This is a genomic window from Sulfurovum sp. (assembly GCF_036568385.1).
GTDB lineage: Bacteria > Campylobacterota > Campylobacteria > Campylobacterales > Sulfurovaceae > Sulfurovum.
On sequence record NZ_DATCSP010000023.1, the window covers coordinates 1 to 9,840 of the forward strand.

At 41.6% G+C, this 9,840-nt stretch carries 6 protein-coding genes and 2 riboswitches; of the genes, 2 read left to right on the forward strand and 4 right to left on the reverse strand.

The features are described 5' to 3' along the window. The 3 genes from VIM88_RS02385 to VIM88_RS02395 all read right to left on the reverse strand — a co-directional run. Positions 1-219: hypothetical protein (locus VIM88_RS02385; protein ID WP_331861287.1), on the reverse strand; the 219-nt coding region annotated here is incomplete at its 3' end. 48 nt (positions 220-267) lie between these two features. Beyond that, a riboswitch (cyclic di-GMP riboswitch) is annotated at positions 268-345 on the reverse strand. Between the two features lie 78 nt (positions 346-423). After that, positions 424-501, reverse strand: a riboswitch (cyclic di-GMP riboswitch). Between the two features lie 110 nt (positions 502-611). Further along, complete coding sequence (locus VIM88_RS02390) at positions 612-2,870, reverse strand: sensor domain-containing protein (RefSeq protein ID WP_331861288.1); 2,259 nt, start codon at positions 2,868-2,870, stop codon at positions 612-614. Between the two features lie 63 nt (positions 2,871-2,933). Then, the gene (locus VIM88_RS02395; RefSeq protein WP_331861289.1) at positions 2,934-4,202 is read right to left on the reverse strand and encodes a DNA polymerase IV; all 1,269 of its coding nucleotides are present in this window, start codon (positions 4,200-4,202) and stop codon (positions 2,934-2,936) included. A 286-nt stretch (positions 4,203-4,488) separates the two neighbouring features. Here VIM88_RS02395 and VIM88_RS02400 point away from each other — a divergent pair, with 286 nt between their 5' ends. Next, entirely contained in the window at positions 4,489-6,882 is a 2,394-nt protein-coding gene (locus VIM88_RS02400) for a multiheme c-type cytochrome (protein ID WP_331861290.1), read from the forward strand. 302 nt (positions 6,883-7,184) lie between these two features. Here the strand turns inward: VIM88_RS02400 and VIM88_RS02405 are convergent, their stop codons facing one another. Beyond that, positions 7,185-7,619, reverse strand: a complete 435-nt coding sequence (locus VIM88_RS02405) for a hypothetical protein (protein WP_331861291.1) — start codon at positions 7,617-7,619, stop codon at positions 7,185-7,187. Positions 7,620-7,823: 204 nt separating this feature from the next. On the opposite strand from VIM88_RS02405, the gene VIM88_RS02410 reads away from it, so the two are divergent. Continuing rightward, positions 7,824-9,840: diguanylate cyclase domain-containing protein (locus VIM88_RS02410; protein WP_331861292.1), on the forward strand; the 2,017-nt coding region annotated here is incomplete at its 3' end.

Consider the following 9,840-nt stretch of genomic DNA (forward strand, 5'->3'; position numbering starts at 1 on the left):
TACCCACTGTGAACCTGCAGGTTTATAGTGTACTGCGTCGAACGCAACATGTACACCCAGTACATTCTCGTCATCAACCGGTGCATCCGTGATGTTCATTGTAGCTGTTCCAGTTGTAGCAGTAGCGTCAGTTGTATCACCACCGCCTCCGCATCCAGAGATGAGTGTCATAAGTGTAAATGACACGATAATGCCGATCAGAGCGTGAAATCTTTTCATAAATATCCTTAACGTAATTGGATGTTGCGCAAAAGAACTAAGATTCATTTTGGCAGCCTGGCGATCTTCAGATGAAGACCCATAGCTTTCCGTCCTTGCTTCACAACAAGTTTGGCACAACAAAATAAATTGAATTAAATACTGTCTGGAGTGAAAACAGGAAGAAAAAAGGCGGAAGGATACATATATACGCAGGTATAGGTATTTGGCAACCTGGCGATCTTAGTGTTAAGACCCATGGCTTTCCGTCCTTGCTTCACAACAAGTTTGGCACAACAAATAGTATTTAAAATATCTCTTTGACGATAAACGTACAAATTATATAGAAGAAGAGATTAAACAAATCTTTAATCAAACCCTACACCTGCTTTTATACGATTCGCATGATGCAGTTAGCTCAGGAACGTCTCTCTGAACTTTTCTGGATCAAGCGGTTCTGAGAAATAGAACCCTTGATATCGAAGGTTCTCATCCAGCCCCAAAAGAAAGTTCTTCTGATTTTCATTCTCTATACCTTCGATAACGATGTTATAGTTGAACTGTCTTCCTATGTTGAGTATCGTTGCCATGAGGTGCCGTTCCTGCGGCTTGGTTTCTACATCTTTGACAAACTCTTTGTCTATCTTCAGTGTATGGAAAGAGAGTCTTTTCAGATAGGACAGAGAAGAGTAGCCTATACCAAAATCATCTATCGCACACTTGACCCCTTTGCTTCGCAATACATTGATCGCATCCTGCATCTGTTTGAAATTATCGATCAATGAACGTTCCGTGATCTCGATCATGATATCGGTCGTTTCCAGTCCATACCTATGCAGTATTTCAAAAAATACTTTGGGGAAATTATTTTCTACCAACTGCTGCGCATTGACATTGATGGAGATATATTCAAGTTTCCACTGCCCTGCTTCTTTCCACTGGGATATCTGCTTACAAACACTCTCAACGACCCACCAAGTAATTTGCGGAAGCAACCCTGCCTTGATAGCCAGAGGTATGAAATCTTCAGGAGTGAGCAGACCTTTGGTTGCATGTTGCCATCGTATCAGTGCTTCGGCAGAACGCAGTGTATTGTCTTTGATCGTAACGACAGGCTGAAAAAAGAGCCCGAACTGATCTTTTTTGACAGCATACGCCAGATCATGCTGCAGCAGGAAAAGCTCTTTTTGTTTTTTATCGAGAGAGGGATCATAATAGGAAATATGATCAGGCGCCATTTTGGCCTGATACATAGAAAGGTCCGCATGGCGTATGATCTCATCAGTATTCGTATAGCCCGGTTCAATAGGGACAATACCGATACTTGATTTGATATGCAGATGCATCTCTTTAATGATAAAAGGATTTACAAATACATTGAGTATCTCTTGGGAGAGTTCCTCGGCTTTCGAGTTTGCGGTCTCCTCATCTTCTGCTACATAAGGCGCTATGATGATAAATTCATCTCCCCCCAACCGGCTGATCAGACACTCTTCATCCAAAAACTTGACGAGGCGCTTGGAAACGGTAAGCAGTACTTCATCTCCGATGGCATGTCCCAGGGAGTCATTAATGCTTTTAAACTGGTTCAGATCGAGATAGAAAAGTATGGAAAAATGTGTCCGGTGTCTGGTATGTGCGACAAGCTCCTGAATATGCTCCTTGAGGCCTCTGCGGTTGAGCAGCCCTGTAAGCACATCATGCTTGGCCATGTATTCAAGTTCGACCAGTGCATTGTGTTCTTTTGTTTTATCTTCGATCATCCCGACACCGCCGAGTACCTTATTGGCGTTATCACTGAAAGAAAAAGCCTTTGCATCTACCCAAAAATGTTTTCCCTTGATCGAGACATAAGGTCCTTCATAAGACTGCGGCCCCTTGGAGAGCGAATCTTTGAGCGGTCCGATGAAGCGGTCATCAGGAAGATGTGCAAGGTTCAATCCTTTTAGTGCGTCTTCTTCATGCTCGAAAAGTGCACTTAACTTTGCATTGCACTCCATCATTTCCAGATCATTGTTATAGGTAAAAATGCCAAGAGGCGCATTTTTAAACAGACTGTTTAAAAGCATATGCTCAGATTGCAATGTATTGAATTCATTTTTTTGTTCATAGATCTTGTATATGGTCGTCACCTGCGCTAGATAATACAATAGCAGCGATATGGCCAGTATCAGGTGCAATGGTGTTCCGTCCAATAACATCATTGTAAGGGTCAGCGGTACAAGAAGGATGGTCGCATAGACAATATTGACCCGTATATCCGGTGACAAAGAAACGGTAGACCCAGATGACAATCCCAGAAGCACCGCCAAGATGTAGAACTGGTGATAATACCCTACTTTATGTATGAAAACAAAACCGAGGGTGGAAAAAATAAGTGCGGTAAGCATCGCACCCAGGACAAATATATTATACCACTCATCAACGCTATACTTTTGTCTGTTTTGTTTGAACTGATAGGCCAAATAGAGTCTGTACACTGACACCAATGCCAAACTCGAACCCCAGACTACGATATTCATCTTCAACACCGGATAGAGGGCCACGGTCGCTAAAATAACCAGAAGCAGAAGAAGAAAGAGGCTTTTACCGGATAATCTGTAAAGTGCTTCCGTGACTGCCTCATCAGGTTGGAACATTTTTATTTTCGGAAATAATAGACTTAAATTCATGACGACAGTATACATAAAACTCTATGAATAAAACTCTATAAAATAGCGTTATACACAAGTTGCCTACAATTCATTGCCTGTTTTGATGATATCGAGTCCAAAACGTTTTCTCAGTTCATGTATATTTTTATGTAACTGTTTTGCTTTGCTGTCATCATTGAACTCGATCAGTGAAAGTGTTTTGAAACTCCCTGAAGAAAAGTTTGAAACACTGAGGGTAAGTTTTATGGCCCCTTTGCCGGCTTCCGCTATCTCTTCATACATCTCCGAGAGTGTTGCTTTGAAGAGTGTTTCAGAAAATACCCTGTCCACCGTGCATGTTTTCTTTACCCTGGTGCCATACGCATACCCTACCCTCAGATAATAGCTTGTAGGATTCACTTCTATAGCCATGACCATATAGATGATATGCCTTGCCATGATCATGATGCGCCTTTTGATCTCCTCTTTGTCATGGATGGCATCGAACGTACGGCTGATACCTATGGATTTTCTGGCTACCCTCTGGCTGATACCCTCATTATCGGTCCCCGTCACCCGTCCGTAGAGCTGCTGACCGGGTTTTTTCCATGAGTCAAAAAGTTTCTTCTGCCGTTTGATGTCACCGAGTGTAGAGATGTAATGTGCTTCCAGCCTCTTTTGAAACCCTTTGCCTATACCCGGAAACTCTTTGATGGGTATATGCTCTATATAGGCATCGATATCCTTTACCTCATAGACGCCGTACGGTTTGGCAGACTCTGTTGCCAGTTTAGCGATCCATTTTGCTTTTGCGATGCCTATGGAAACGGGGATGTCAAAACGTTCCAATATGTTCTTCTGCAGCATTTTTGCAAAATCATACACCTCCTCATCCTTTTTCCAGCCGCTGACATCCCCGAAGAACTCATCAATGCTGTACTGCTCCACCTGGGGAATATGGGCAGAGATGAATGCATGTATCTGATGCGAAAGTTTATGATAGAGGGGGTAGTTGGAAGGTACGACCGTCATCTGGGGACAAAGCTGCAAAGCCTGAGCGATGGGCATCGCCGTTTTCACACCAAACCTTCTGGCCTCATAGCTCGCCGTGGTGACGATGCCGCGTATCTTCTTCCTTCCCTCTATCTCATCGATAAAGTAGGACTCAAAGGTCTTCTTTTTGTCGCTGTAGAACACGGGGGTCACAAAGGCACCGGAATTGTCGTTCATCAGTTTGATGTGGGTTCGTTTTTTGTTAAATATCTCAAGATTGCTCCTTGAGCCGACACACATCGGTATGCCCTTAAGCCTGGGGTCCACGGAACGTTCTGCAGAAGCGAAAAAACTGTCTATGTCGATATGTAAAAACAAAGGTCTTCCCTCCATAAAGATATAGGAAAAGTATACCACCCTCCGAGCTTCATCCTCAAATATATGACATATTGTCATACTTGTGATTTTAATATATGTTTGATGTAACAATATTACTTATTCAATATAATTTATAATAAGTTAAAGTTTTATTTAACACATACTTAACACTTATACTATAAAATTAAAATGGATTGTTTTTTAAACAATAGGGGGAGATATTAGGCAACTAATATCATTGGTGGACACTCGGTGTCTTAACAATATGAGAATAAAAGGAAGAAGAATGAAGTTAAATGTTAAATCATTAACGCTTTTACTGAGTATGGGCGTTGTTTTATCATTAAGCGGATGTGGTGGTGGTAGCAGCACATCTACAGGAACGACAGAAGAGCCGCCTGCAACAGAAATTACTTATACTGGCACGGATGGGAGTGAGCGTACAGCTCCACTGTCACAAGGTGATGCAGAAGTATTGGCAGGTGAAGGGTATCAACATACACTGTTTGACACGGCAGAAAAAAAATGTCAGCATTGTCATAATGAACTTTTTGATTCATGGAAAACATCTATGCACTCAAAATCATGGAGTGATAAAATATTCCAAAGTAAACACCAGGATTTCCTAAGAGTACAGCTTGCAAAAATTGGTGCTACAAATGATATAGAATACACTACAAAAACTTTTGAAAATGTTTCCGAGACATGTGCAAAATGTCACGCTCCGGCGGCTATTTACTCTGATGATTTTGAAGTTACATTAACTGAACATAATAATGTATCCGAACTAACTACTGCAGAGTGGACATCATTAAAAGCCTCTTTAGAGAGTAATATTGTTACAAACAATCCTAATTATACACCACATGAACCAACAACCGTTGCTTCAATCGGTACAGACGGTGTACTCCGTACAGCAACGTATCATATCGGTCACGAAAACAACCGTGAAGGAATCAACTGTGCAACATGTCACAGCATTGAAACTGTTCGTATGATGACAGATGATGGTAGAGCAGGAAGTGATAATGGTCAGTATACATTGGCAAAAGATGTACGAGGTAATATTATAGGATCACCTGTACGTAAAGCAGGTGAGACATTGTATTATGATGCTAATGCGTCACAAGAAGATATGAACATCTTCTTCAAACTGGTTGGACCAGAAAAATATCATAATGTAGCAAATTCTCCACATAATTCTGATGAGTTTGATATCAACAAGTCAGCTGATGGACGTTTCACATTCCGTGGTATTGATAAAGATGGTACAGATGGGAAAACACACTATACGGGAGGACCATTCTACGGACCATTTGGTATCACTGGTCTTGATAACTCCAATGAAGATGATGATACGAACCGTAGTGCACAAGTGAATCCAAATTTTCACAAATATGACAACAATCACTTTGGTGATAATGGTAAGGCACTTTGTCTAAGCTGCCACCAACGTTCTGCAGGAGCAATTGTACCAGGCACAAATCCAGCAGAATTTATGGAACTCTGTACGACATGGTCCGCTGTAAGCAATGATGCAGTTAACAACAATTATGACAACACGAATTTTTCACCGAAATGTCAAGAATGTCATATGGCACGCGTTGATGAAGAATTTGTATTGCACCAATGGGCTAAGCCGACTACGCTTTTTACACAAGAGTTCATGGCTGCGAATAATAAATTGCCATTAACACCGCACTTTGATCCAGATAATAACGATACAACTATCGATAATCCAGTTAGAGATAAATGGATGAACGATCATGCTTTTGCTGGAGGAAATAAGTTAGGTACCCCGAATTTTAAAGCCAAGTTCCAAAGCGGATTCGATTCCAATCTTACAGCTGTAGATAAAGGAAATGGTATTCAGGTCAAAACTGTACTCGAGAACAAGACTGCCCATATGTTGCCAGGGGCACATCCAATGCGTCGTGTTCTAACCCGTGTTATAGTAACTGATGAAAATGGTGTTGAACAAAATGTGTCTATTGCACAAGCAACGTCAAAGTATGATCATATTGTCAACAAAGTGGTTACTGGAGATGCTTCCAATACCATCAGTACATTTGGTAAAGAAGAAGTTAATGTTGATTATGATCCAAATAGAGTCATTACCTACCAAGGTAAAGCGGATGAGCTGGATAATACGCAAGTTTATTCTCAAGACTTCAATGGTACAAAACCAGTTATTATAGCACCTGATGATACTGTGAAAAATCAGTTTGTGGAAGGTTCAAAGGTCAAGGGTAACGTCTTTAATGCCGCGATCGTAAATGCTGAAGAGTACAACAGTAGGTTCACCCGTATTTACGGACGTGAAACAGGGAAATACTACGATCTTGCAACTGGAGCACCGACAAGTCCTTCGACTCCAGGCGCAGCTTATATCGTAAGACCTGGGTTCGATTCAAATATCGTTCCGGATCAACGTGATAACCGTCTGCAACCAAATGAACGTGAAGAGTATACAATTAACTATAATGGACTTCCAGCTGGAGACTATACAGTTAAATTTAAAATCTACTATCTACTAAAAGGGGCTAATGGTCAGTTCCCTGTAGGTGAAGATGGATTCCTAAAACCTCTTTCAGAAATGACAGATATAGAAAAAAGTCATATCGTTACTGAAGTGGCTAACCATGAAGAAACAGTGACAGTTACAGAACAAGTTCTGTAATATATCTTAAACAGTGTCTCCTGTAAGGGAGATGCTGTTTCATCTATATAACCTCACTTTCTTGCTATACTCAATAACTTCTAAATAATCATATTTCATTTGTTTGAAATGCTTTACATACAATTCTGTCTTAATCATTCCTATTTGTATTTGTCACCAAAACAAAACTGAAAAACACCAGAGAAGCATGGTGAGTTTGATACGACTAATGTGAAGTATGTTGAAAAGGTATGCGGGTGAAGTTAGATTGTGGATCACATGATGCAGGCGGCATCATGCTGTGAAGAGTGCATCAAATCCGGTTACGGAACCAAAAAAGCCAGGACAGCGCCCACGCTCACGAACAGGTAGGCTCCGATGGACCAGAGTTCAATGGTCGTAGGTACTTTCTGTACGTCGAGAAAGTGACTGATGGGCATGCCTCCATAGAAAAAGAACAAAAAGTAGCTGATCAAAAAGCCCAGAATATAAGGGATGAAAACCATACCGAAAAGCAAAGAGATCTCTGCATTGTGCTTTAAAAAATGTGTCAATTCATCTTTCAGCGTGAACTTGGGGGCTATCTTTTTGATCGCGGCACTTTGTTTCAAAAACGACTTGTTAGATTCGGGAACAGATTGGCCGGCAGCTTCGTGTTTCGCCTCCTCTATCAGTTTCTCCTGATTTTCTTGGGATGCTTTGGTAAGCTCTCCCCAGTCCAGATTTTCTTCTTCGATCTTTTCTTCTCTAACGTACATGATCATCCTCTATAGCAGTTGTAGGCGTATATTATAACAAAAAGTTCGCTGTGAAGCTGCTTTTGGTACATTTTTGTTCCCCCAGAAATGATGACAGATAAATAAGATACATTTTAAAGTAAAGAATAGATTCAAGAATAAAAGAATATAATCTTTAATAATAGACAAGGCCAGCATCATAAACCATACTTCAACCATTGATAGATGGATACTATGTTTAAAAAACTCTTGGCGTTTCTACTTTTCGGTACAGTTTTGCTGTACGCTTCTGTTATCCTCACAAACGAAGAGGAGACGTATGACAACTTTTCTCTGCACTATTTTTTTGACGAAAGCAATACCCTTGATATCAGTGATATAGAACAAAAACAATTTACCACTGTCATTAACAGCCAATTTTCGCAGGGGTATCATTCCGGTACAGCCTGGTTCAAGATAGAGATCACCAATCAGAGTCATAATGAAGACTATATACTCTATTTCACAGAACCTTTTTGGTCAAAGCTGGACCTCTATACCAAAACAGACGGTGCATGGGAACTTCAGGAAAACGGTCTGGATACCCATCTTAAAGAAAGAAACATAGAAACCAACAATCCCGCCTTCAGGCTGCACCTCTTGCCCGGCGAGCGTGCTACATACTACCTGAAAGGCCAGACCGTTTCAGGGCATATCGGAGAGTTCAAGATCTTGACAGAGGAAGCGTTCTTCAGACCCGGACGAGTCTCGGTCACAGAAGTATATATAGTCTATGCCTGTATCCTGTTCGTTATCATACTCTTCAATCTCTACAGCCTGATGATCATTAAACACCGCATCTTTGCCTACTATATCGCCTATATACTCTCTTTTATCCTATTTCTCGCCATGAAAAGCGGTTTCTACCTGAACCTTGGCTTCCCAGGATGGAGTCAGGGGCTGCATGTCGTAGGTAATATCGTGGTGATGTTCCTGGTGTTATTTTCAGACAAATTGCTAGAGTTGAAAACACGCATGCCAAGGATCCATAGGGTTTTTATGGTCTCGGCTGCGCTTTTCTTCCTTTTTGCACTGCTCATATCCCAAAATGTACCCCATATGTGTCTGATCTTCAACATCTGTTCCTCGCTCTTCTTTACCCTGCTTCTCATCGTTGCCATTCGGTCCTGGTATCAGGGGCTTATCGGTGCCAGGCTCTACCTGCTTGCACTGATCATCTACATGCCAACGATGGGGATGATGACCTTAACCTTCAATGGCATCCTGGACAATACCGATATATCCAGATACGCTTTTCTGGCAGGTTCGTTTCTTGAGATCCTCTTTTTTTCACTCATACTGACCGGAAAATACCATGAACTGAGCCTGCAAAAGATCTACATACAGAAACAGCTTCTAAAAGAAAAAAAGGAGCAGGAAAAACGCTTGGAGAGTGAGATCAAAGAAAAGACCAAAGATCTTGTCAGTATCAACAAACAGCTGCTGAAGAAAACAGAAGAACTTGAAAAGACGAAAGAGCAGCTCACCAAGGATATTTCCGACAGGATCGAGGCCGAGAATGAAGTGAAGAAACAAAGGTCCCTTTTAGAGCATCAGGCCAATCATGATCCGCTGACCGGACTGCCCAATAGAGCACTCTTCGCCACCCGCCTGAAAAAAGGCATTGAAGTGGCGAAAAAAGAGAAAAGAAAACTGGCCATCTTTTTTATAGACCTGGACAAGTTCAAAGAGATCAATGACTCTTTGGGGCATGATGTAGGAGACAAGGTTTTGAAGACCGTTGCAGAGATACTTCAAAACTCTATTCGAAAAGGAGACACCCTCTCACGTTTGGCCGGGGATGAATTTACGATCATCATGGAGGACCTCTTTTACCCCAATGACGCCTCCACTCTGGCAAGGGATATTCTCAAAATGTTTGACGAACCGATCTACATCAACGGTCATGCGCTCTATATCACCTGCAGTATAGGCATCAGTCTTTACCCGCAGGATGCAGATAACGAGAAGGACCTCTTGAAGTATGCAGATACAGCCATGTATATAGCCAAAGAGAACGGACGGAACAATTTTCAATTCTATATTCCAGAAATGACCACTGCCGCATTGGAACAGATGAAAATGAAAAGCAGTTTACGCCAGGCGATCGATAGCCATGCATTCATTGTGCACTACCAACCGCAAGTGAACCAATGCACCCATGAGATCGTCGGAGTGGAAGCCCTGGTACGCTGGCAGCATC

Bases quoted from the DNA above. Each gene is read 5' to 3' on its own strand.
- VIM88_RS02405 (WP_331861291.1), bottom strand. From the start codon at position 7,619: ATGTACGTTAGAGAAGAAAAGATCGAAGAAGAAAATCTGGACTGGGGA.
- VIM88_RS02390 (WP_331861288.1), bottom strand. From the start codon at position 2,870: ATGAATTTAAGTCTATTATTTCCGAAAATAAAAATGTTCCAACCTGAT.
- VIM88_RS02400 (WP_331861290.1), top strand. From the start codon at position 4,489: ATGAAGTTAAATGTTAAATCATTAACGCTTTTACTGAGTATGGGCGTT.